At 46.0% G+C, this 25053-nt stretch carries 14 protein-coding genes and 1 tRNA gene; 6 read left to right on the top strand and 9 right to left on the bottom strand.

What is annotated here, in order from left to right; all coding sequences use genetic code 11:
* The first annotated feature begins 616 nt into the window (after window positions 1–616).
* A complete protein-coding gene (locus JGK22_RS02595; protein WP_293312267.1) occupies window positions 617–3730 on the top strand; it encodes a TIGR03032 family protein in 3114 nt (1037 codons plus the stop codon).
* A 124-nt stretch (window positions 3731–3854) separates the two neighbouring features.
* Here the strand turns inward: JGK22_RS02595 and JGK22_RS02590 are convergent, their stop codons facing one another.
* The 7 genes from JGK22_RS02590 to JGK22_RS02560 form a co-directional block, all read right to left on the bottom strand.
* Window positions 3855–4754, bottom strand: a complete 900-nt coding sequence (locus tag JGK22_RS02590; RefSeq protein ID WP_293190935.1) for an ABC transporter ATP-binding protein — start codon at window positions 4752–4754, stop codon at window positions 3855–3857.
* A 54-nt stretch (window positions 4755–4808) separates the two neighbouring features.
* Window positions 4809–5582 carry an ABC transporter permease gene (locus JGK22_RS02585; RefSeq protein WP_293179837.1) on the bottom strand — a complete coding sequence of 258 codons (774 nt, stop codon included), beginning with the start codon at window positions 5580–5582 and terminating at the stop codon, window positions 4809–4811.
* Between the two features lie 364 nt (window positions 5583–5946).
* A complete protein-coding gene (locus JGK22_RS02580; protein WP_293179840.1) occupies window positions 5947–6984 on the bottom strand; it encodes a hypothetical protein in 1038 nt (345 codons plus the stop codon).
* Window positions 6985–7078: 94 nt separating this feature from the next.
* On the bottom strand, window positions 7079–7789 hold the full coding sequence (locus JGK22_RS02575) for a hypothetical protein (protein WP_293190933.1): 711 nt from the start codon (window positions 7787–7789) through the stop codon (window positions 7079–7081).
* Window positions 7790–8073: 284 nt separating this feature from the next.
* Window positions 8074–8544: a Uma2 family endonuclease gene (locus JGK22_RS02570; protein ID WP_293179979.1), complete on the bottom strand. Its 471-nt coding sequence runs from the start codon at window positions 8542–8544 to the stop codon at window positions 8074–8076.
* Between the two features lie 203 nt (window positions 8545–8747).
* Window positions 8748–9773: an ABC transporter permease gene (locus JGK22_RS02565; protein WP_293179846.1), complete on the bottom strand. Its 1026-nt coding sequence runs from the start codon at window positions 9771–9773 to the stop codon at window positions 8748–8750.
* 226 nt (window positions 9774–9999) lie between these two features.
* Window positions 10000–10344: a hypothetical protein gene (locus JGK22_RS02560; protein ID WP_293179849.1), complete on the bottom strand. Its 345-nt coding sequence runs from the start codon at window positions 10342–10344 to the stop codon at window positions 10000–10002.
* A gap of 987 nt (window positions 10345–11331) precedes the next feature.
* On the opposite strand from JGK22_RS02560, the gene JGK22_RS02555 reads away from it, so the two are divergent.
* Entirely contained in the window at window positions 11332–14739 is a 3408-nt protein-coding gene (locus tag JGK22_RS02555; RefSeq protein WP_293312273.1) for a PAS domain S-box protein, read from the top strand.
* 222 nt (window positions 14740–14961) lie between these two features.
* On the opposite strand, the gene JGK22_RS02550 is transcribed toward JGK22_RS02555, so the two are convergent.
* Window positions 14962–16029, bottom strand: coding sequence for an ABC transporter permease (locus tag JGK22_RS02550; RefSeq protein WP_293207459.1), 1068 nt, complete (start codon window positions 16027–16029; stop codon window positions 14962–14964).
* 476 nt (window positions 16030–16505) lie between these two features.
* Entirely contained in the window at window positions 16506–17639 is a 1134-nt protein-coding gene (locus tag JGK22_RS02545; RefSeq protein ID WP_293179855.1) for an AI-2E family transporter, read from the bottom strand.
* Window positions 17640–18157: 518 nt separating this feature from the next.
* On the opposite strand from JGK22_RS02545, the gene JGK22_RS02540 reads away from it, so the two are divergent.
* The 4 genes from JGK22_RS02540 to JGK22_RS02525 all read left to right on the top strand — a co-directional run bounded on the left by JGK22_RS02540 (window position 18158) and on the right by JGK22_RS02525 (window position 24955).
* Window positions 18158–19945 carry an efflux RND transporter periplasmic adaptor subunit gene (locus JGK22_RS02540; protein ID WP_293207457.1) on the top strand — a complete coding sequence of 596 codons (1788 nt, stop codon included), beginning with the start codon at window positions 18158–18160 and terminating at the stop codon, window positions 19943–19945.
* Between the two features lie 565 nt (window positions 19946–20510).
* Window positions 20511–23621 carry an efflux RND transporter permease subunit gene (locus JGK22_RS02535; RefSeq protein WP_293233208.1) on the top strand — a complete coding sequence of 1037 codons (3111 nt, stop codon included), beginning with the start codon at window positions 20511–20513 and terminating at the stop codon, window positions 23619–23621.
* Between the two features lie 260 nt (window positions 23622–23881).
* Window positions 23882–23953, top strand: a tRNA-Gly gene (locus tag JGK22_RS02530).
* Window positions 23954–24007: 54 nt separating this feature from the next.
* Window positions 24008–24955 carry a rhodanese-related sulfurtransferase gene (locus JGK22_RS02525; RefSeq protein WP_293179865.1) on the top strand — a complete coding sequence of 316 codons (948 nt, stop codon included), beginning with the start codon at window positions 24008–24010 and terminating at the stop codon, window positions 24953–24955.
* Window positions 24956–25053 lie beyond the last annotated feature (98 nt).

The raw sequence follows: 25053 nt of genomic DNA, 5'->3' as shown, positions 1-25053 counted from the left end.
ACCTAGTAAAATATTTACAGCGCTTCTGAGCAAGATAAGGTACACCCGATCGTACCGAGAACCGAATTTGCAAGGATGTTTTTCTACCCGATCTAGTTGTGGAAGGCTATAGATGCACTTATTTTTTTTACCATAGTTTGCAAAATATTGCAACCCTTTCTCCAAATTTACTATATCTCTAAGAATGCCGATCGCGCCTTGACTTTTGCTTTGTATTATGGGTCTGCATCTGGGGAACTGACAAGTCGGATCTCAGATCGAACTTATCCCAAATCCGCTTTGGATACATACCTAGGGCTTGCGCGACGAGACAGGATAAGTTTTTCACCACAGGCACGCGCCAACATTTGCGGCTTTAGTTCGAGATGAAGGATTTATAAATAATATAAATAACCGGGATTTAGTATGATATTATTTCCATCCTATCTTTATACCCAATAAAAATAATTGGTGGCGCGGACACCAAGTCTGTACTGCGAACTAATCTTAGGGCACTCGATCGACCGGATGCCATCTCAATTCCCAGATCATTAATTTGAGGCAATTATTGCCAGCGAACCAGGTGCTAAAATAATTGCGATACTTAAATTGTTAACATTCGATCGAACATTAACAAATGTCTCAAAGTAATTCCGCAGAAATCATGTACGATCGCGCCCTAACCCTCCAAAAACAAGGTGACTGGGAAAGCGCGGAAAAAGAATACCAGCAGATAATCGCCCAGCAACCTGATTGCGCGCCCGCCTATTTCCAACTGGGAAATGCTAAGTTAGTCAAGCAGGAATGGCTTGGGGCGATCGAACTTTACCGCCAAGCTTTAAATCGCGAACGTCGCTACTCTCAAGCATGGTACAATCTAGGAGTATGTTGGGAAAATTTAGGAGAAATTGAGGAGGCGATCGGGGCTTACCAACAAGCTGTAACGTACAATCCTAATTATGCGATCGCCCTTAACAGTTTAGGAGTCTTGCTTACCCAACAAGAAAAACTCCTCGAAGCCAAAGCTTGCCATCAAAAAGCTGTAGAATTGCAACCAGATTCTCTTACTTATCGCGGCAACTTAGCTAACCTTCAATATCGCTGCGATGAAAACAGCGAAGCCGCAGCCAACTATCGAAAAATTTTGCAACTTGATGCGAATAATATCAATGCAATGGCAGCTTTGGTAAAAATCAATCAAGGAATTTGCCAGTGGGATACTCTCGCAGCCGACAGCGAAAGAATGTGGCAAATCGGCGCAACTTTAATTGAGCAAAATAACTTACAAGATTTATCTATTTTTGATTTTGTGATGTTTTCACCCTTTACGGCTGACAGACATCTCGCAATTACTCGCTACTTCTCTCAACTTACCAGCAGTAGAGTTAAACAAAATTATTTTCCCCCTCACATTCCTCCGGCTACATCTCCCAAAACTTTGCGAATCGGCTACATCGCCGGTGATTTTTACCAACACGCTTTAACGCATTTAATGGGTGAATTATTCGCTTTGCACGATCGCGCTAAATTTGAAGTATTTGCCTACTCTCTCGGCCCCGACGATGGCAGCAATGAACGGCGAAAACTAGCAGCAGATTGCAACAAATTTACCGATTTGCGGGGAATGCTGGCGGAAGCAGCAGCCGAAACAATCTATAATGACGGCATTCATATTCTCATCGATATGGGAGGCTACACCCTATATTCTAATCCGAGAATTGTTGCCATGCGTCCCGCTCCGATTCAAATTAATTATTTAACTTATGCTAGCACTATGGGTGCTGATTTTATTGATTACATTATCACCGATAATATTGTAACGCCACCGCGCCTTGCCGAGTTCTTTAGCGAACAATTTATTTGCCTGCCAGACTGCTATCAAATTAACAACGATCGGCGAGTTTGTCCGGCAGAAGATCCGCAAATTAAACTTAAAAATCCCAAAGCTAAATACGGCTTGCCAGAAAATACCTTTGTCTTCGCTTGTTTCAATCACAGCCGCAAAATTGAACCCATAATTTTTAGCGTGTGGCTGCACATTTTAGAGCGCGTACCTGATAGCGTGCTGTGGCTGCTAGACAGCAATTCCGAAGCCACAAACCGCCTGCAAGCTGAAGCTAAATTGCGCGGAATAGATCCCAAACGCTTGATTTTTGCACCGCGATTGTTTCAGGAAGAACACCTAACGCGCCACATTTGGGTTGACTTATGTCTCGATACTTTTTATTGTAATGCTCATACGACGGGTAGCGATGCTTTATGGATGGGAATTCCCTCGATTACTTGTCCTGGTGAAACTTTTGCCTCGCGGGTGGGTGCGAGTTTGTTAAATGCAGTGAATTTACCGCAATTGGCAGTCAATAATTTAGAGGAATACGAACAATTGGCAGTGCATTTAGCAACTCACCCTCAAGAGTTGCAAAAGCTAAAAGATTACCTCAATGAAAACCGCCGACAATTGCCGTTGTTTGATACTCCTCAAACCGTGCGGCATTTGGAATTAGCCTATCAAATGGTTTGGGAAAGATATCAATCCGGTGAGTTGCCGGGGGCGATAAGTGTCCCGCAATTAGAAAAAATAGAAACAGCAGATTTACCGAGGAACTTGACAACCAATTCGTGCGATAATTTAACTAATACAACAGCGGAAAAATTAGCAAATATAACAGATAAAAATATGGAAAACGGCCAGCAGCGAGAAACGATCGGTAGTGCGGATGCGCCGCATAGTTTAATTGGCGATCGCGATTTACCAGCTTGGTTAAATTCTCAAAATATCTCCCTGGCTTGTACTACCTATCAAACTAGCAGGTTAATGTTAATTGGGAATAATCCCGAAACCAATACAATTTCTGGATATTGGCGAATATTCGATCGCGCAATGGGACTTTTCTGCACGCCGGAACGCCTTTATCTCAGCTCAAAATATCAACTCTGGCAATTAGATAATGTGCTGGCTGCGGGTGGACAACATCAAGGTTACGATCGCCTTTACATACCGCGCATCGCCCACACCACAGGAGATATCGACATTCACGATATCGCTGTTGATAAAAATAACCAAATTCTGTTTATCAGTACCTTGTTTAATTGTATCGCTACTTTGAGCGATCGCCACAGTTGCAAACCTTTATGGAAACCACCGTTTATCTCACAATACATCAACGAAGACCGCTGTCACCTCAACGGTTTGGCAATGGTGGATGGAGAGGCAAAATATGTCACAGCGTCGAGTCAGTCGGATGTGGTGGATGGTTGGCGCGATCGCAGAAAAAATGGCGGTATCGTGATTGATGTCGCATCTAATGATATCATCGCTACGGGATTGTCGATGCCGCATTCACCTCGCTGGTATCAAGATAAGTTGTGGTTGCTGAATTCGGGGAGAGGAGAATTTGGTTATGTCGATTTAGAGACAGGGAAATTTCAGGCGATCGCATTTTGTCCGGCATATGTCCGAGGATTGGCTTTTTGGCAAAATTGGGCGATTGTTGGATTGTCGAAACCGAGGGGTGGTGACAATACTTTTAGCGGTTTAGAGTTGGATGAGTTGTTGGTAGCCAAAGATGCTGAGGCTCGCTGCGGTATGATGGTGATAGATTTGACTACTGGTGCGATCGTACATTGGTTGCGGTTTGAAGGAGTTGTCACGGAACTTTATGATGTGCAGGTGATTCCTCAAGTGCAAAAGCCAATGGCTTTGGGTTTTCAAACGGAAGAAATTGCTCAGTTAATTACTTTGGAACTTTAACCGCTGATGGTGGCGGATGGACGCACGGGTAGCTAGAAACCGGGTTTTTGCGAGAATACTTCGTTACTGTCGGTAAAAATCGTAAAAACCCGGTTTCTTGGATTGTGCGCGAGGGTCAGAAATGTTAAGATAGAGTTTGTTTTGTAACCTCTACATAAATATGTTCTAACCGCACCGGATAGCGAGCTATTGAATCAATAGAAATCCCATCAAAACGCAAAATAATATCCTTTAATTCCAAACGTTCCGGCAGCCAAAAAGCCAAATCGCTACCGTAGCGGCGGGGAATAAAACTGTATTCTGCTGCGCGGGCGATGACTTCAGCTTCTGCGTCGGTTTTAACCACAATAATTTCCTGAGCCGGAATTAGTTTTTGCAACTCCTCCAAACTGCCCTCAGCCACAATACTACCATTCTTTAAAATCCCAATTCTCTGACACAAACGCTCAGCTTCATCCAACAAATGAGTTGTTAGCAAAATCGTAATTCCTTCCGATTGCAAACGCTGAATCAACTCCCAAATTTCATAACGAGCCTCAATATCTAAACCAGTTGTCGGTTCATCTAAAATTACTAATTTAGGCTGGTGAACCAAAGCCACCGCAATATTCAAACGGCGCTGCATTCCTCCGCTCAAAGTTTCCACCGGACTTTGAGCTCTATCTATCAAATTTACTGCTTTTAAGCATTGTTCTACTTGATATCGGCGCTGTTGGCGCTCTAAACCATAAATTTGAGCAAAAAAATTGAGGTTTTCTGCACAGCTAAGGCTTTTGTAAAGCAAATTTTCTTGAGGCGCTACACCGATTAACAGTTTAGTAGCTTCCGAAACAGGTTCGCCATTGATGAAAACCTTACCGCTGTCAGCATTTAGCAAATTGCATAAAATATTGATAGTTGTAGTTTTGCCCGCCCCATTTGGCCCCAGCAAACCGTAAATTTCGCCAGCTTGAATGTGCAGTGTTAAATCGTTAAGCACTGAACGTTCGCCGTAAGCCTTATTTAGCTTTTCTATTTGCAGCACTGCTTAAAATCTCCTAGTTTTTTCTCTAAATTATCTTTGAATTCCCTGATTTATTTAAAGTCTTCTTTCTACTCTTAACATCCGCCGATATGACAGCCATCCGCCTGCGATCATCGAAATAGCAAATATGAATAAAAACCAGAAGTGCGATTCAATATCCGCAAAATCTTTGCCGTTAGCCCACACGCCTATCAGCGCTTCGTTCATATGATAAATCGGATTGTACTGGGCGAGATCCAGCAGGGTTTTGGGGAACAGCGCAGTTGGCAAAAATGCACCTCCTAAAATCAACAAAGGAACGCCGAAAGCGGCTACTAGCGAGTTGACATCTTCCGTGCGCCTCGCAAACTGCGTCCCCAGAATAAAGCCAACTCCTACGTAGGATACAATGCTGAGTAGAATAATCGCGCATCCTAACAGAATAGATCCTTGAAATTGTGCTCCCAAACACGCTGCGATCGTGTATACTAAAAGTACCTGACCGATGCCGATCGCGCTGTGAGCCAGAAAAATTCCTAAAAAGTAGGAAGTGCCACTCAGGGGGGAAACAAATAAGCGCTTGAGAGTATGCTGTTCTCGCTCTGAGACTACCGTGGCTACACTGCCGCCGAGACAGCTAAAAAATAAAGCGGCTCCTACTAAACTTGCAGGTGCAGCACTTTCAAAGGCTTTGGCTGTGGTGAGATTGGCGCGTTCTTTTAAAATTAAACCATTGATTAGCAAGATAGAAATTGGAAAAATACTCCACAAGACTAAGCTGCGCCGCCGCCTTCCCAATTCAATTAAAATTCGCTGCGCTACTGCGAGGGTTTCATACCAGTATTTCATAGGGATTGTGTTAGCATTGTAAGAATTGGAAATTGACATCAAGTCCGAAAAGAATCAACACAATCAAATTGGTTCGTAGTGAGGACTTTAGTCCGCATCAATCCGAGGACTCGCATTCCGAACGATCAAATTGGTTCGTAGTGAGGACTTTAGTCCGCATCAATCCGAGGACTCGCATTCCGAACGATCAAACCTTCTTGATGGCATTGAATTTACCGGAAATTATATGATTATTGATAATAACGCCACGGCATATTATACCATAGAAATACTAAGAATGTTAAATTTCAATAAAAAACCCGCCCGCGCGGGTTTTGTGATTTGACCAGACTAGGTTTTAAATTTTCGGTGTCTGTCGCTGCGCTCATTTAATACTAAAGTTCGTACCTCTGTAACATCCTTGAAAAGAAGTTAAACTTGTACGGTTTGTCTGTTCGAGTTTAGTCACGAGGGAGGGAGTATTACTTTCAGGATTTGTACCCCACTTGTAAATAAAGTCGCCGATGTAGTTTCCGGTTGCTTCGTAGCTGTGCACTTGTATCGGAATTCCCGAAACTCCTGAAACTGTTTGGTTGTTGTATCCGTTAACAATGATTTTCTCGATAACTGCTCCGGGTTCTACAGTCACGTTCCAGTTGACTGGTTCGTAGGCCGAAAGTGCAAGTATTATTGGCTTGTTGCGGCGTTCTACTTTGACTTGGATAGCACTTTTCGACAAATTTGCCTTCCCGTGTTCGGCATTAGCTTCGTAAACACCAATCAAATGAAGTTCTTTGTCTCCGGTTGACGAACCAACATAGGCTGAAAAATCGTCGGAACCGCCAATCCCGCAGTTGGCGGCCGAACTAATGGGGGAAGTAAAAGTTGTTTTTTCGGCGAGTTTCTGCTGCACCGTCGGGACTACCCACCAACCGGTTCCGACTCCTAAAGCACCTATTAAAGCAGCGGCAATTCCGAAAGGAATGACGTTTGTGAGGTGGCGAAAGGCGGTTGTTGCAGTTACTTGGGCTCGGGTTTGCTGCCAAGTTTCAGCAGTTTTTCCGGCATTGCCGCCATCTAGACAAGCTAACAAAGCTAAACTTTCCGGCTGTTCGAGCAGACTTTGAACTGCTTTCCCTTCCCCAACGTAGAGATTTCGAGTTTCGGTGTCTAACAGCAGCCAGTAGCGATCGCCCTCGCCGAAGTTGTACTCTTGTAGCGCAGGCTGAACTAAATCGTGCTGCAAAAATACCAGCCAAGCCATGTTATTGCCAGTTCCGACTATTTTGCCGTCGCTGAAAATAAGTTGGTCGATGTCGGGTTCCCACCGCCAAGCTACCCAGCGACTGTCTCCTCGATAGCCGAGGGATTTTTCGAGTTGCGGATGAGCGGTTATTTCTAAGCGTTGAACTAAGTTTGACACAGTTGGTCTCCTCAACTACGCGCGATCGAAGCTATCCCAAAGGGTAGGGAATCGCTACTTCCAGTCTTAGCTTAACTTATCCGGCGATCGTCCTTCAAAAACTACCCGTGCCGTTGCCCGTGGTACTGTTGGGAGACACATTGTTGCTGGGATTGGTATTCGGCGAAGTTCCCGGATTGAAATTATTCTGTTGATTAGTATTCGGCGAAGTTCCCGGATTGAAATTATTCTGCTGATTGGTATTCGGCGAAGTTCCCGGATTGGCATTATTGTTGGGAATTGTATTCGGCGAACTTCCTGGATTCAGATTATTCTGCTGATTAGTATTCGGTGAAGTTCCCGGATTGGCATTGTTGTTGGGATTAGTATTCGGCGAAGTTCCCGGATTGGCGTTGTTGTTGGGATTAGTATTCGGTGCAGTTCCCGGATTTGCGGGATTTGCGGGATTTGCGGGATTTGCGGTACCAGCAGGAGTAGTTATCGGGGCGCCGGCAGCATCTCTGGTAACGCTGTTGGGGTTCGGGGGGGCTGCTGGATTAGCTGCATTGGGGTTATTTCCAGGAGCATTGGCTGGGTTGGCGGCTGCGGGAGCAGTGTTTTGGGGAGCAGCGTTGGTGCCGCACAAGCTGACTAAATCAAAAGTTGTACCGCTTGGGGTTTCGATGAAGCAAACCGGCACATCTACTCGCGGGTTTGAGGCCCTGGGAAACTGGCCCGTTCCGGGCATGGGACGGCTAAAGGCGACTTGTGCCATCAATGGAGTCAAGGCAGCCGATAGAGCGGCTGCGAGGCGCAATAATCTCATCAGCACTTCCTCAAATGTTATATTTATTGGATCCACTATGCCTTATAAACTGCCAAGTGTCCTCATTCTGAAAGCCGATCTTTTTTACCAGAAAGAATTGGTTGAAAGCCCGCCCGCCTTCGAGGGAGACATTAAAATCAGAGTATTCATTACTCCAATACTCAGACTTCTGGGTAGAGGTAGCTCTCCAACTGTCAACTGTCAACTGTCAACTGTCAACTGTCAACTGTCAACTGTCAACTGTCAACTGTCAACTGTCAACTGTCAACTGTTTACAAATCCTCCTAGAGAGCCGCCACTGCCTGCAACATCTCGCGCACGCAGAAAGTACACTTAGAAAAAGCTGAGAGCGCCACAGTCGAATCCTCTGACAAAATCATTTGACTCCGGTACCCGTCGTCTGAGGGTTCTCGAAATACATGAAGCTGGCGTTGGTGGATATCTAGCACCCAAAAATCGTCAATCTGCGATGCAGCATAGATATCTCCTTGAGTCTCGCAGTCATTTTGAAGCGTACCATCGACTATTTCGATCAGCAGATATATCTCCGAGGCGATGGGATGGCGGTCAGTATAGCGCAGGGCGTCTGGCATCACAACTGCGATCGACGGTTTTGCTTGGGCATCGCCTAACTGAATTGGTAGCTCCACCCGCACTAAAACCTCATCTCCTAACAGCTTTTCCAGCAACTTCTGAATAAGTACAATCGCTGTAGCATAATCGGTTCCCTGTATTTTCATTTTTTTGACAATCAGTCCTGCAACTAATTTTACTTATTGTGAGTTTAATATTTTAGTCGATCGTACCTAATAATCTTCCACGCATATCAAAGGAGCAGATAGCCGGGGAGTGGGAGATTGGGAGAGGGGGAGAGGGCGAAAATCTTCATTCTTTATTCTTTTTTTTGTCAACTGTCAACTGTCAACTGTCAACTGTCAACTGTCAACTCTTCCTTCATTTAGTATCTAATTCGCGGGTCAATGTAAGCATTTAAAATATCAATTACAATACTAGCAATTACTACAATTCCCGCAAAAAACACCACAATACCTTGAACAGTTGGATAATCTCGCAAGCTAATCGCTTCATAAAGACGATTTGCCAGCCCCGGCCAAGAAAAAGTAACCTCAGTTAAAATAGCACCACCCAACAGTGCAGCAAAAGTCAGTCCCAAGACAGTAATTACCGGAATCAGCGCATTTTTGAGAGCGTGAGCCCATAAAATTTGCAATTCAGGAATTCCGCGAGCTCTAGCTGCTTCAACATAATCTGCTTGCAAAGTTTGCTTCAGATTCACCCTGACAATTCGCTCAAAAATGCCACTCAAAAGAATGCCCAGCGTCAAACTCGGGAGTGCCAAATAATGCAAACTTGTGAAAAACTGACCGGGGTTAGCGCTCAAGAGACTGTCTACAGTGTACAGTCCCGTGTAGCCTTGGGGAGCTGGGAATGTTACCGGAAACCGAGTTCCCAACGGAAACCAGCCCAACTGTACGGCGAAAATCAACTGCAAAACCATGCCAGCCCAAAAAGCCGGCAGCGAGTAAGTAATAATCCCAAACAAACGGCCTGCTGCATCGAAAATAGTGTTGGGGCGGGATGCCGCCAGGGAACCGATACTGATGCCGACAATTAAAGCTATGGCCATGCTACAAACTGCTAATTCGACTGTCGCGGGGAAATAGTCTCCGATAATTTGCCAGACGGTTTGGCCGCGAGTGGTGATGGAGGTTCCCAAGTCGAAGCCCAGCAAGTCTTTCATGTATTTTAGATATTGCTCCCACAGGGGTGCGTCGAGGCCTAGTTGGGTTCGCATTGCTGCTTTGGCGGCGGCGGGTGCTCGCGAGCCGAGAATGGCATCTATGGGGTCGCCCGGAGTGGCCCGGAGTAACAAAAATACTGCTGTGGTGATTGTCCACAACATTAGGGGTGCGAGTAGCAAGCGGACAAAAATATAAGATTGCAGGGCTTTTGAACGAGACATAGGAATTGGGAATTGGGAATTGGGAATTGGGAATTGGGAATTGGGAATTGGGATTTGATTTTAGTGATTGTCGATCGACTTTTTGCCAATTCCAGATTTTCCGATTGCGAGCATCTGCATGGTGCTTTTATATTATTGCTGTCCCCGCTCGCGTATTGTATAAGAGAGCAGGGACGATCGCACTCAAACAAAAAAAGGCTTTTTACGAAAATGAGATGCTTCCTTCCTATTCGCCCAGTAGCGATTCAAATGCAGCTTGCAAAGACTTGATATCGCCTACTCTGGCTACTAACAAGTTTTCGCTGCCGGCATCCTGCAATCTATCCTTCCAATACTGGATGCTATCCGAGTTGTTCATCCAGAAACTAATCACGGTATTTACAACTCGATCGACATCCCAGCCGCGATAGGGAGAAATTATCTCTACCGATGCTACAAAAGAATCGAGAGTACACTTTCGGTTTCCCAAGTATTCTACACCTGACGGCTGCTGTTGTTGCAGTAATTCCTGCTGCTGGTTAAAAAACGTTAAAGTTGGAGATACGCCCAGGATTTCAAATGTATAGCTCATGTTATCCTCCCGAAGTATTATTTTGCTCAAAGGTCGATCGCGTAGCGGGGCGTAAGCCATTGTCCACAAAAGCCAAAAACACTTGACATTACGCAAAAATAGGTACACATGGCCGAGGCTCATGGAGGTCGCACCCAAAATTTTAGACTCCTGTTCAACCTCCTCGATCGAGGCGAGTAAATCTAAAATCTAAAATCTAAAATCTAAAATCGAGTGACGTTGCTGCCCTCGATGCACCACAAGATCCTTTAATTACAGTCTTGGCGTGCGATCGCGCTTTTGCCCGCTTATTCTATGAATAGCAAATTTTTTAACAGTCTGGTGTCAAATAACTTACATTTTTGACATACCCCAGCCCTTGAAAATTCAAATCTGATTTTGATTGAGCAGGGGTAAAGCGGGCCACCTGCACCTGGAGAAAGCGATCCGATTTTAGATTAAAGATTTTAGAATTGGGAATGACTGATGAATTAAGGAGTTGTATGCTTTTTTGACCTGGTGTGAGTTTTGGGGCTGGAGTTCGGGAGCATCTCATTTTTGTAAAAAGAATTTTTTTATAGTGCGAACTCGTATAGCTCGCGTATTATACGATACGCGAGCTCCCGACAGCACTATTAAATGCAAAACAGAGATGCTCCCTTGGAGTTCTCGATCGCGATCGCCAGATTCAGGAAAGTAGTACCATGATTAATATTACAATTTTTTTACAGTAGTGCTTGAAACCTCAGCGAAGTTTTGACCGGGCGGCTACCCCAATTCAATATTGCTGTGGGACTTTGTATAGCGGTTCTCACAAAGATGAGGTACGTTGTTGGGCTTGGGCCCTCTTGGTTTCAGTGGTTATATAACCTGTCAGTCATACCTCACCTTTTTGAGAAAGGCTATAACTTATACTATCTAGGGCATCTTGGAAACGACAAACGATACGCAAACCTCGTAGGTGTCAGAATAATATTGATGTTATTGAAAACTCTGAGCCGTCGTCTGATGAAAAGCTCGCCCAAGATGTCACTGAGCCTCGTCTTGTTGATGCCGCTGGTGGTGCAAATCTCCGTAGCAGTCGGCGTCACTGGATGGCTGTCTTTTCGCAACGGCCAGAAAGCCGTCAATGACCTTGCTACCAGGTTGAGCTTGGAAGTCGCAGCGAGGACTAAAGAAAATTTCCGCAGTTTTGGAGAGGTGTCTCACCTGTTCCTGCAAATGAATAATGCTGCGATCGCCTCTGGAAACCTAGACCCTGATGACTTCCCCAACTTAGAGCGCTTTTTTTGGAATCAGACCAAGCTGAGCGATCGCACTACAACCATCTACTACGGCGACGAACAGGGCAAATTCCTCTTGCTCAAACGCGAAGCAGATGAATTAGTATACATCAGAGACGAATCAACTGCTCCCAACCGCCAAATTTATCGCCTCGACAGCAAAGGAAACCGCACTGAGCTAATCAAAACCGCCCCCTACGACCCCCGTACTAGACCGTGGTACCAAGCTGCCAAACAGGCAGAAAAAGCCACCTGGTCTCCGATCTACGTCTTCACTGCCTCGCCAGTTCTCGGCATTACGCCGGTGATGCCTATTTACAATGAAACAGGAAAACTGCGGGGGGTATTGGCAATTGACCTGACTCTTTCTCAAATCAGCGATTTTCTCAAAAGTATCAAAATTAGCCCGTCAGGAGAAGTTTTTGCGATCGAGCGCAGCGGGGAAATAGTCGCCAGTTCCACAGATGAATTGCCGTTTATCACTGACAACAAAGGACAAAAACGGCTGTTGGCAACACAGAGCAAAAATTTGCTAATTCGATCGGCTTCCACATACTTGCAAACACGATTTGGCAGTTTTGAAGAAATTGACAGCCAAGGACAGTTTAGCTTCGATATAAAAGGCAAACGTCAATTCATTACGGTCGCTCCCCTGCGAGACGGCCGCGGTCTCGATTGGCTGATTGTCGTAGCAATCCCGGAAGCAGACTTTATGGAGCAAATTAACGCCAACACTCGCACAACTATTTTATTGTGCTTTTTTGCCTTCATACTGGCGATCGTCCTGGGAATTTTCACATCTCGCTGGGTTGTCACACCAATTACCCGATTGCTGGAAGCTTCCAAAGCTTTAACAAAAATGTCCGAAGCTGCCGACTTCACCTCCGCCGAATTAGACGGCGAAGTCGAAGTCAAAGGCGTCAATGAACTCGGCGTCCTGGCTCAGTCTTTCAACCAGATGGCCAGACAATTGCGATCGTCTTTTGTAGCCCTAGAACGAACCAACTCCAGTTTAGAACAGCGAGTAGCAGAGCGGACTGCCGAACTCGAAGCCACCGAAGCAGAATTGCGGGCTTTGTTTGCAGCCATGAACGAATTAATTGTAGTTGTGGATGCCACCGGTCGCTATTTGAAAATCGCGCCCACAAATATGTCGCTGCTCTACAAACCAGCAGCAGAATTAGTTGGTAAAACTATCGGAGAGCTGTTCCCGCAAGCTACAGCAGACAATTTTCTCAACCACATTCGAGCAGCCTTAGATAGTCAGCAAACAGTTAGCATCGAGTACGATTTAACCATTAACGACCGCGAAATTTGTTTTGCCGCCAGCATTTCGCCGCTTTCAGAAGAATCCGTAATTTGGGTGGCTCGCGACATTACCGAACAGAAGCGAGCCGAATCAGTGCGGCGGATGAGGCAAAAACAATTGCTCAAACAAAATACGATTTTGCTAGAATTGGCAAGAAATAAAGCGCTATATCGAGGCGATTTGCAAGTAGCTTTAAGAGAAATCACCGAAGCGGCGGCTCATACCCTAGATGCAGAAGCAGCCGGAGCGTGGTTGTACGATGAAAGCCGATCTAAATTGCAATGTCTAGACCAATTTCACCGCAGTAACAGCGAGCATTCCCAAGGTGCCGAACTCGCAGCACCAGACTATCCAGCTTATTTTAAAGCTTTGGAAGAAGACCGGACGATCGCAGCCGACGACGCTCTCTCAGATATCAGAACCAGAGAATTGGTATCATCTTACTTTGCAGAAGGCGGCACCACATCCACATTGGATGCGCCGGTGCGATTGGGAGGACATACAGTTGGAGTCCTCTGTATCGAACAGGTGGGAAGTGCTCGCCACTGGACAGTAGAAGAACAAAATTTTGCTGCTTCCCTCGCAGATTTGGTATCATTGGCGATCGAAGCCAGCGATCGCGATCGGACACAAAACGCCCTGCGTCAAGCAGAACAAAAATACCGCAGCATCTTTGAAAACGCAGTCGAAGGCATTTTTCAAACCACCCCCGAAGGTCGCTTCTTGAGCGTAAATCCATCCTTAGCCCGCATCTACGGCTACGCCACTCCCGAAGAATTGACATCAAATCTCACCAACATCAGACAGCAAACTTACGTCAATCCTCAACAACGCGAGAAGTTTATGCGAGTGATGAAAGAATCTGGACAAATTTCGGGGTTTGAGTCAGAAGTTTACCGCGTTGACGGCAGCATAATTTGGATTTCCGAAAGCGCCCGTGCAGTGTGCGACACGCGCGGTGAGGTAATCTACTATGAAGGTAGTGTCGAGGATATTAGCGATCGTAAAGTCTTTGAATCCGCCTTGCAACTCGCCCTAGAAGCAGCCGAAGCAGCCTCCACCGCAAAAAGCGCATTTTTAGCAAACATGAGCCACGAACTGCGGACGCCCCTCAATGCCATCATCGGCTACAGCGAAATGCTCCAAGAAGAAACCGAAGAATCCGGCTACAATGAACTCACCCCAGACTTAGACAAAATCCGCACATCCGGCCGACACTTGCTATCGCTAATAAACGACATTCTCGACATTTCTAAAATCGAAGCCGGTCGCATGGATCTCTACTTAGAAACCTTCGACATCGCCACCTTAATTGAAGAAGTCGCCGACACCGCCGCGCCACTAATTGAGAAAAATCATAACACTTTAAACTTACAGCAAATAGGCAATATCGGCACTATGCACGGTGACATTACCAAACTGAGGCAGATTTTATTGAATTTGCTAAGCAATGCCGCCAAATTCACTCACAATGGTACAATTACCCTCAGCGCCAGCCGAGAACAAATCGCCGGCTACAGCAGCGAAGCGACACCACAAAACAGTTCGGAACCTGCGGTAAATTCTCCATCCTCAAATCCCAGTAAAGAATTTTTAGTAGTTAATTGTACAGATACAGGAATTGGCATGAATCCCGAGGAATTGCAGAACATTTTCCAACCCTTTATCCAAGCAGACGCTTCTACCACGCGCAAATACGGCGGCACTGGTTTGGGACTAGCAATCAGCCAGCGTTTTTGCCTCATGATGGGTGGCAATATTTCAGTAAACAGTCAAGTCGGTGTTGGTTCTACTTTTACCATCCGCTTACCTATTAATACTTAAACAAGTAATTGGTCATTGGTCATTGGTCATTTTTTGCTTCGTCATTACCAATTCCCCATTACCAATTCCCCATTACCAGAAAGAATTGGTTGAAAGCAAGAAAGCGAGTGAGGGAGAAATTAAAATCCGACTATTCATTACTCCAATCCTCTTCCTTCTAGGTAGAGGTCGCTCTTAAACTGTCAACTGTCAACTGTCAACTGTCAACTGTCAACTGAACAATTACCTTTGAATGCTTCTCGGATCGAGAGCATCCCGCAATCCATCCCCCAATAAATTGAACGCCAAAACAGTCAAAATAATCAGCGTCGCCGGAGGCCAAACCAACCAGGGCTGCAACACTATAATTGAAGCATTCGTAGACAAAGATAGCAAATTTCCCCACGAAGGATCGGGCTGTTGAATTCCCAAACCAATCAAACTCAAAACCGACTCCGCCACAATAAAACCCGGAACCGACAAAGTAGCAGAAATAATTACATAAGTTGCAGTTTGTGGCAACACGTGGCGGACAATAATATAAATTGGGTTGGCGCCCATAGCCCGCGCCGCTTGCACGAATTCTAGCTGTTTAATTGACAGTACCTGACCGCGAATTACCCGCGCCAAACTCGCCCAACTGATAAATGAAGTAATCAGCACAATCAAAATAAATCGCTGAGCACTTGTCAATCCGGGCGGAAGGACTGCCGCTAGAGCTACTAATAAATAAAGACCGGGAATCGTCATCAATACTTCAGCAAAGCGCATTAAAATACTGTCAATCCAACTGCCGAAATAACCAGATATTCCTCCGATTAACAATCCTAAAGGAAAGGAAATTGCTATACCAACTAAACCAATACTGAGGCTAATGCGGCTGCCCTGTACTAAGCGGCTGAATTGATCGCGAGCTTGTTCATCAGTGCCTAAAAGGTTAATTTTGCCTTCTCCTGTAGTGCCAAACAGGTGGATATCCCAAGGCAAAATTCCTAAAAACTTATAGGGAGAACCTTTGACAAACAAACTAACAGCAGAGGGTTTTTGCCAGTCTACAATTACCTCGCGAGCACCAGTATTTGCATCTACTGGGCCCTGAGTAGTCGGGTAAACGTGGGGCCCCATAAATCGCCCATCTTTGGTGCTTAAATAAATCTGAGTTGGTGGCAGCAAGGAACTGTTTAATTGAGAGTCGTAGGGGTCGTAGGGAGCCACAAATTCGGCAAAAAGTGCGACTGTATAAAAAATTAACAGCACTACGGCTCCCAACCGAGCTAGAGGATTATTTTTAAGATTTTGCCACCATTTCATAAGTTTTAGGTTTGAGATTTTAAGTTGGTTCGTAGTAAGGACTTTAGTCCTCCCAGGTTCGTAGTAAGGACTTTAGTCCTCCCAGGTTCGTAGTAAGGACTTTAGTCCTTCCAGGTTCGTAGTGAGGACTTTAGTCCTTTGCGAGCGTTTTTTTCGGAGAGTAAGAAGCGGTTTGAGGAGTGCGAGCGTCCCCGCTCGCTACATATAAGGAAGCGAGCGGGGACGCTCGCACTCACATAATAGCAAAACTGAGATGCCCCTAATCCTTTCTTCACGGAATCAGTAGCAAGGGCTGAATTCGTTACTAATACAATTTTTAGCAGAAAGGATTGGTTGAAAGCCGGAACCCTTGTAGGGAAAAATTAAAATCAGACTATTCATTACTCCAATCCTCTTCCTTCCTTTGTCAACTGTCAACTGTCAACTGTCAACTGTCAATTGAATGAAGGACTGAAGTCCTTACTACGAACCTTAAACTATTTTTTTTCATCTGCAACCAAAATTATTCTATTTTCATTTTCGGCAATTTTCCCCAATTCCTCGCCGTTAAAAGGATTGTAGAAAAACGAACCTGTTTGCGGAGGTAATTTGGGATTGAGTACAATTTCCACGATACTTTTGACCACCCCAGTCAGGGGAATTGCCAGGATAACTCCTAATAATCCTCCTACTCTACCTCCTAACAGCAAAGCTGTAAAAATAATTACCGGACTCAACCCCGTGAGATTGCCCATAATTCGGGGTGCTACTAAATTATCCTTGATTTGCTGGAGACCGATCGCAACTGCCAACACTTGGAGCGCCAGCCACCAATCGATAAACGCTACAATTATACTAACAGTGCCGATGCCCAGCGTCGCTCCGATAAACGGAATTATTTCTGTCAATCCGATAAACACGGCAAACAACAGAAAAAACGGCACTTGCAGCCACCAAAAAGCCAGAGTTAGCGAGGTCGCCATAAAGAGTCCCAGCAATAACTGTCCCGAGACAAATCGCTGGAGGTTTCGCTGCAAAGTATCTGTGAGAACATAGCGAATATCCGGCGAAAAAATGCTGGTCAAACCCTGCCAAACTCTTTGACCGTCTAGCAGCATATAAAATGAAATTACCAGGATAAAAATTAAGTCGAGAAACCAGTTAACTGTACCGACAACTAAGCCTAAACTTGTACCTGCGATTGCTTGTACTTGTTCCTGGACTTTGGCTGATAACTGCTGTTCCAATATTTGCACGTCAAATGGTAAATTGCGATCGGCACTCCACGCTTGAAATTCGCCTAACTGCTGCCGCGCTGACTCCAGCAAGTCCGGGAACCTCACCCCCAACTGTCTCGCTTGACTGAATACGGGCGGTACAATAGTTAAACCGATGACTGCGACTACCACACCCGCCATCAAATAAACCAGCCCCGCAGCTATTCCCCGCGGCAAAAATACTTGCAGTCTGATTACTGCATAATTTAATAAGAATGCAATCAGTCCCGCTGTTACTAAAATGCTGACCAGTTCCCCAACATAATTGATAGCAGTCAGGGTAAACCATCCAGTCACTAGCACTAGCAACCAAGTAATTAGAAACTGTTGGACGGGAGTAAATACACTATTCATTGTGATTTTATCAATTAAACTGGCACAAGTTTTTTAGCTTCTGTGCCGTATTATACAACAAAGATATAGCAATCCTAAATGAATCGTATTTTTTTTACCCCACCCCAACCCTCCCCTTAGTAAGGGGAGGGAGTAAGAAGAAGTTCACAAATGATTTAGGATCGCTATATTAAACTATAGATTAGCAATAATCAGTTCAATATTAGATTAAATTCTTTTGGCAGTGATGAATTGGTGATGGTAAAAACGCTCTGGGACAGAAAATCTGAGTCCGATCGCCCTGCAAGCGATCGCAAATCGCGCTAAGATTACTCTGCCTCAAAATCCCGATCGAGTCAAAGGTCGATCGCACAACCTCGGATCGAAATCGCGATTATCAGGTGAAATGGCGCCACACTCACCCACAAGGAGGAGGCGCGACCGATCGCACGCTCAGCTAAAATAAATTAGATATTAAAACCGCAATCTTTCTTTACAATATCAAAAACCCCAGGCTCAAACCGGCGGGAGGAACTACCGTGACGAATCAAGTTTTTTCAGAAGCAGAAGAACAGCAACCGCTTGTCCCCGTGCAGAGCGGGCGCGACAGCAAATCAGCAGTGGATGCGCCTGAAACTGGCATCTCAGATACCTCTCGCTGGCACTTCTCCTCTGAAGAAGATGAACGAGAAATAGCCTTAGAAGTTCCAGACGAACAATCAGAAGTTTCCGAAGCTGAAGAACCAGAAGTTCCTCCCAGTAAAGGACTCAGGTGGCCGACGCTGTTGGCGGGCGCAGGGATTGGCGTAGCTGCAACGCTGCTAGCAGTACACTTGACTGCGGGCCAGAAGAGCGCGCGTCCCCCAGTTGCAGCCCCAGCGGCGGCTCAGCAGGGGACGCATCAGACGGTGACAGTGGCTGCTGTGGAATCGGCCGAGGTGGCTCAAACTCTGGAAGCGACGGGGACTGTGGCGCCCTACGATTTGCTGCCGGTGCTGCCGCAAGCCAACGGTTTGCAAATCAAGCAGGTTTTGGTAAAAGAAGGGGATGCGGTAGAAAAAGGTCAGGTAATGGCGGTTTTGGATGATTCGGTGCTGCGATCGCAAATTGCCGAAGCCACTGCTAAGGTAGAATCGGCAGATTCTACGGTAGAACAAGCGCAAGCTCAGGTGCAACAAGCCCAGTCAGCCCAACAAGAAGCCCAAGCCGGCGTTGCTCAAGCCCAAGCCGGCGTTGAAAAAGCCGTCGCTGACGCAGCGCAAGCCAAAACGGGCGTGGGCCAAGCTCAAGCAGGTGTCGAGCAAGCCAAGGCTAGTGTCGAGCAAGCTAAGGCGGGGATTGCTTCTGCTGAGGCTAAGTTAGCTCAAGCTCAAAGAGAAGTAAATCGCACCCAAAATTTGGCTTCCCAGGGAGTAATCAGCCAGCAAGATTTGGAAAAGCGCAAAACCGAGCGAGATACTGCTGTTCAAGATGTGAACAAAGCTAAGGCTGATTTGAATAAAGCTTTGGAAGAACAGAACAAAGCGGCGGAAGAAGTGCGATCGGCTCAAGCTAAAGTAGCTACAGCAGAAGCTAATATCAGTACGGCGAGAGCGGCCCTCAGCAGCGCCCGCGCTAAGGTGAATACGGCCGGCTCTGCTGTCAGCAGCGCGCGCGCAAATGTCGGGAACAATGCAGCAGGTGTTCGCAGTAATGATGCGCGAGTGAAACAGTTGCAAACTCAACTCGAACAAACAATTGTCCGAGCGCCGGACAGCGGTATTGTATCTGAAAGAATTGGTCGAGTTGGTGATGTTTCTTCGGGAAGTCAAAAACTATTTTCGATTATTCGAGGAAACAAGCTGGAACTGCAATTAAAAGTACCGGAAACTCAGGTTTCTCAAGTGCAGCCGGGAACGGCGGTGCAGATTACTTCGGATTCTGATAAGCGGATTAAGTTGTCGGGAACTGTGCGAGAAATTTCGCCGTTAGTTGACCCGCAAAATCGGCAGGCTACGGTGAAGATTGATTTGCCGACAAGTGAGTTTTTGCGATCGGGAATGTTTTTGCGCGCCTCGATTTCGACGGCGACGGCTCAAGGTTTGAAAGTCCCTGCTAAGGCTATTTTACCACAGTCTGACGGCAGTTCTATTGTTTACAAACTTGTAGGCGAGGACAAGGTGCAGGCTCAACCTGTGGAAGTTGGAGAGATTACTGGGGGCGCGGTTGGTGATTTGACGACTGCTCAGGTTCAGATTAAAAAGGGGTTGAAGGCGGGCGATAAAGTGGTGGTTGCTGGGGCTGGTTATCTTAAGGATGGCGATCGGATTAAAGTTAGTAGTCAGTAGACAGTTGGTAGTTGGTAGTTGGCAGTTGGCAGTTGGCAGTTGGCAGTTGGCAGTTGACAGTTGACAGTTGGCAGTTGACAGTTGGTAGTTGACAGTTGGTAGTCATTATTTATTGTAGGGTGCGTCAGGTGAGAATTTGGCGACGACAGACTAATAATTTTCCACGCTAAGCACCTTACGATTAGTTGCTTACTACTACATATTTGGAGCGGGCTCTCCGGCCTACTCCACAAGAATTTTAAGGAGAAGATTAGTTAGTTAGTTAGTAGATATTTGGAGCGGGCTCTCCGGCCCACCCCACAAGAATTTAAAGAAGAAGATTAGTTAGTTAGTTAGTAGATATTTGGAGCGGCTCTACGGCCCACTCCACAAGAATTTAAAGAAGAAGATTAGTTAGTTAGTAGATATTTGGAGCGGCTCTCCGGCCCACTCCACAAGAATTTAAATAATAAGAACTATATTACCAATTACCAATTACCAATTACCAATTACCAATTACCAATTACCAATTACCAATTACCAATTACCAATTACCAATTACCAATTACCAATTACCATTCCAATTATGTCTTTTAATATTTCGGCTTGGTCGATTAAACAGCCTGTCCCGACGATTGTTTTATTCTTAATTCTGACAATCGGGGGATTAGTATCCTTTCCGGTTTTAGGTATTGATGATTCACCGAACATCGATGTGCCTTCAGTTTCCATATCTGTCAGCCAACCGGGGGCAGATCCAGCCGAACTTGAATCACAAGTTACGAAAAAAGTAGAAGATGCTGTGGCGGGTTTGGGGAATATTGACCACATTATTTCTACTGTTAATGACGGTTCTTCTAATACTACAGTTAACTTTTTGTTGGGCACAAATAGCGATCGCGCTACGAATGATGTCCGAAATGCGATCGCCCAAATTCGCCAAAGCCTGCCCCAAGACATCAACGATCCAGTCGTCAAACGGGTGGAATTTGCCGGTAGTTCCATTATGTCCTACGCCGTCGTTTCCGATCGCCAAACCGTAGAACAGTTAAGCGAATTAATCGACCAAAACATCAGCCGCGTCCTGTTGTCGGTCAAAGGTGTCGCTCAAGTGCAGCGAATTGGAGGCAGGGACAGGGATATTCGAGTTGATTTAAACCCCGAACAACTGCAAAGTTTGGGGATTACAGCTACCCAAGTTAACGACCAAATTCGCAATTTTAACATCAATCTTCCCGGTGGCAGAACTGAAATCGGCAATTCCGAGCAAACAGTTCGCACCATCGGCAGCGCCAAAACTATCGAACAGTTGAAAGCTTATCAAATTACTTTACCAAAAGGCGGTTTTGTGCCGCTTTCCAGTTTGGGAAAAGTTGACGAAGGCTATGCAGAAGCGCGTCAGGGTGCGCGGCTCAATAACAAGCCTGTTGTAGCTTTTGCTATCCTCCGCAGCACCGGCAGCACTCTCGTGACTGTGGAAGAAGCGGTGCGGGCAACTGTTAAGAAAATGGAAAAAACTTTGCCGCCGGATGTCAAGCTTGAACTTATTTATACTTTAGCAGATCACATCCGAGATTCCTATGAAGCTTCTGTTGATGCTTTAGTTTTGGGGGCGGTTTTAGCGATTGTCACGATTTTTATATTTCTGCGGGATTGGCGGGCGACTTTGATTGCTGCTGTGGCTTTGCCGCTGTCGGCAATTCCTACTTTTGCTGTGCTGAGAATGGTAGGATATACGCTTAACGGCATGACTTTGTTGGCGCTGTCGCTGGTGGTGGGTATATTGGTCGATGATGCGATCGTCGAAATTGAAAATATCGAACGCCACGTCGGGATGGGGAAAACGGCTTATCAAGCTGCTTTGGATGCTTCTGCTGAAATTGGTTTAGCTGTTGTTGCTACCACGATGACGATTGTTTCGGTGTTTGCACCGGTGGCTTTTATGCCGGGAATTCCCGGTCAGTTTTTTCGACCTTTTGGGGTGACGGTTTCGGCTTCGGTGTTATTTTCGCTGTTAGTAGCCCGCACTGTAACTCCGATGATGGCGGCTTATTTGTTTAAGGATAGTGGACACGAGGCGGAACTCAAAAAAGACCAACTTTCTTATCAGTACCGCCGACTTTTGACTTGGGCGCTGAAGCATCGGGCGATCGTCCTAATTTTAGCTGTTGCTTTATTTTTCGGCAGCGTTCAGTTAATTCCTTTCATTCCGACTGGGTTTATCGATCGCGATGATACCGGACTTTCGACTGTTTCCATTGAATTGCCGCCCGGTTCTACCTTGTCGCAGACAGATTTAGCAGTGCAGCAAGCAACTAAATTATTGCTCGCCCATCGGGCCGTAAAAAGCGTTTTGGAGACCGAAGGCGCTCCGACAGTATCCGGGGGGCCAGGTGGTGGCGGAGGGGGCGCTAGTGGCGTAAATACAGCCAGTCTGTACGTGAAATTGAAACCCGCCAATCAGCGGATCGGACAACAGAAGTTTGAGGAGGAAATGCGGCCGAAACTTGCCGATGTTCCCGGTGTGCGGCTGAGTTTTGCTCAAGGGCGTGTGGGCGGTAGGAAGCAAATGTCGATCGTCCTCAAGAGCGAAAATGCGGAGGCTTTAACCAAAACTGCGGAAACTCTGACGCAACAAATGAGGCAACTTCCGGGACTGATTGAGGTACAATCTAGCGCGAGTTTAGTCAAGCCGGAAATTTTGGTAAAACCCGATCCAAATCGGGCGGCGGATCAGGGTGTTTCGGTGCAACAAATTGCTCGCACTGCTTCTTTGGCAACGATTGGAGATATTGACTCAAATCTTGCTAAGTTTGATTTGCCCGATCGACAAATTCCGATTCATGTGATGTTGGCGCCGCAGTTTCGCAGCGATATCGAAACAATTAAGAATCTGCAAATACCGGGTAAAAATAATACTTTAGTACCGTTGAGGGCAGTGGCGGATATTGCTTTGGGTAGCGGGCCTTCTCAGATCGATCGCTATGACAGAGCTCGTCAAGTATCTGTAGAGGGCAATTTGTTGCAAGGTACGACTTTAGGAGAAGCTGTTGCTGCGGTGAAAAAACTGCCTGCAATGAATCCTTTACCCCCTGGCGTGGAACAAGAATCTTCGGGCGATGCAAAAGTTATGCAGGATATTTTCAGCGGTTTTGCGGGGGCCTTGGGAACGGCGGTACTGTTTATTTATGGTGTGTTGGTGCTTTTGTTTGCCAATTTCTTGCATCCGATCACAATTATGGCGGCATTACCTTTATCTCTTGGTGGCGCGCTGTTGGGACTTTTGGTAGGACAAAAATCTCTCGGTTTGTACGCTTTGATTGGTGTAGTGTTGCTGATGGGAATTGTGACGAAGAATTCGATTTTGCTGGTTGATTACGCGATTATGAATCAGAAGGAAGGCGAACCGATGTATGAGGCGACGCTGGATTCTGGTGTAGCGCGGTTGCGGCCGATTTTGATGACAACGATCGCCATGATAGCTGGGATGGTGCCGATCGCGCTGGGAATTGGCGCGGGATCTGGGGTGCGGAGTCCGATGGCGATGGCGGTAATTGGCGGTTTGATGACTTCTACGCTATTAACTTTGGTGGTAATTCCGGTGGTTTATACCTACATGGATGGCTTGCAAGTCTGGATTTTCGATCGGGTGCGGGGGAAGAAAAGAGGCCAAGGGCGATCGAATATCTCCGGGTAGGGAAACGGGCACTGCCGTCTCTTCCTGCGTCAGGAGAAGGCTTTTGGAGTGTACGGTGCGTCAGATCTCAGGTTTGTCCGAAAAATTCCGGCGATCGAGACTGACGCACCCTATTAATTTTGCCGCCATGGGCGATCGGCAACCCCAAAAAATAATTCTCAAAATCATTGACTCAAAATCCCAAAATCGTCGTATAATGTGTGTCTAGTCATTATTTACCGCAATCCCTAAAAAGTAAAAGCCAGTAAAACAGACTAAGCGCGGACGTAATTCAGTGGTAGAATGTCAGCTTCCCATGCTGAACGTCGTGGGTTCGAGTCCCACCGTCCGCTTTAACTGAATTTTCATACAACTATGAAAATTAATTAGTGCTATCAATTCGATCTATGGCTAATTTCTTAACCGCTGCATTATATAAGTTCGTTGAACTATCCGATTTTGCCGATTTGAAAGCACCGCTAATCGATTGTTGCAACAAAAACAACGTCAAAGGCACCATCTTGTTAGCAGCCGAAGGCATCAATGGTACGATCGCCGGTTCATCCGAGGGCGTGCGCGCAGTGCTGGCATTCTTGCGTAGTGACGCGCGTTTTGCTGATTTGGTTCACAAAGAATCTTTCTCAGAAAAAGCACCGTTTTACCGCCTAAAAATCCGCTTAAAACGCGAAATCGTCACGATGGGAATACCCGATATTAATCCATCTCTCATGGCTGGCAAATATGTCAAGCCCGATGAGTGGAATAAGCTGCTTGACGATCCTGATGTTGTCGTAGTTGATGTGCGTAACGACTACGAAGTATCTATGGGTACTTTTGCAGGCGCTATCAATCCCAAAACCAAAAGCTTTTCCGAGTTACCTGAATGGGTGCAGCAAGAAACTGCTTTGCGCGATAAACCCAAGGTGGCAATGTTTTGCACGGGTGGCATTCGCTGCGAAAAATCTACTGCTTTTTTGCGATCGCAAGGTTTTCAAGAAGTCTATCATCTCGAAGGCGGGATTTTAAAATATTTGGAAACGGTTCCGGAAGCAGAAAGTCGTTGGGAAGGTGAATGTTTTGTCTTTGATGAACGGGTTTCTGTTGTTCACGATTTAAAACCTGGTAACTATGAACTTTGTCGCGGTTGTCGTCACCCGATTAGTGAGGAAGATAAGGCTTCTGAATTTTTTGTCCTGGGCGTGAGTTGTCCTCATTGTCATGACTCGAAAACCGAAGCTAAAAAACAAGCTTTATTAGAGCGGCAGCATCAGATTGAGCTTGCTAAGGGTCGCAACCAAGTACATATGGGCGCGTGCTATGATGCTAAGGAAAAATCCGATGGTGCGATCGACTAAAAGGTATGTTGTTGGGCTTGAGCCCCAAGAGCGCTGAAGCGCAACTACGTACCAAGAAAGGTATGTTGTTGGGCTTGAGCCCCAAGAGCGCTGAAGCG

Origin of the sequence: Microcoleus sp. PH2017_08_TRC_O_A (genome assembly GCF_020738665.1) — a bacterium.
Classification (GTDB): domain Bacteria; phylum Cyanobacteriota; class Cyanobacteriia; order Cyanobacteriales; family Microcoleaceae; genus Microcoleus.
Note: the sequence above shows the minus strand (reverse complement) of the source record. Positions and strands in the feature narration are given on the sequence as shown.

Excerpts from the sequence above, each read along its gene's own strand:
- JGK22_RS02535 (WP_293233208.1), top strand. The coding sequence starts at position 20,511 with ATGTCTTTTAATATTTCGGCTTGGTCGATTAAACAGCCTGTCCCGACG.
- JGK22_RS02560 (WP_293179849.1), bottom strand. The coding sequence starts at position 10,344 with ATGAGCTATACATTTGAAATCCTGGGCGTATCTCCAACTTTAACGTTT.
- JGK22_RS02565 (WP_293179846.1), bottom strand. The coding sequence starts at position 9,773 with ATGTCTCGTTCAAAAGCCCTGCAATCTTATATTTTTGTCCGCTTGCTA.
- JGK22_RS02525 (WP_293179865.1), top strand. The coding sequence starts at position 24,008 with ATGGCTAATTTCTTAACCGCTGCATTATATAAGTTCGTTGAACTATCC.
- JGK22_RS02555 (WP_293312273.1), top strand. The coding sequence starts at position 11,332 with ATGAAAAGCTCGCCCAAGATGTCACTGAGCCTCGTCTTGTTGATGCCG.
- JGK22_RS02595 (WP_293312267.1), top strand. The coding sequence starts at position 617 with ATGTCTCAAAGTAATTCCGCAGAAATCATGTACGATCGCGCCCTAACC.
- JGK22_RS02575 (WP_293190933.1), bottom strand. The coding sequence starts at position 7,789 with ATGAGATTATTGCGCCTCGCAGCCGCTCTATCGGCTGCCTTGACTCCA.
- JGK22_RS02550 (WP_293207459.1), bottom strand. The coding sequence starts at position 16,029 with ATGAAATGGTGGCAAAATCTTAAAAATAATCCTCTAGCTCGGTTGGGA.
- JGK22_RS02585 (WP_293179837.1), bottom strand. The coding sequence starts at position 5,582 with ATGAAATACTGGTATGAAACCCTCGCAGTAGCGCAGCGAATTTTAATT.
- JGK22_RS02545 (WP_293179855.1), bottom strand. The coding sequence starts at position 17,639 with ATGAATAGTGTATTTACTCCCGTCCAACAGTTTCTAATTACTTGGTTG.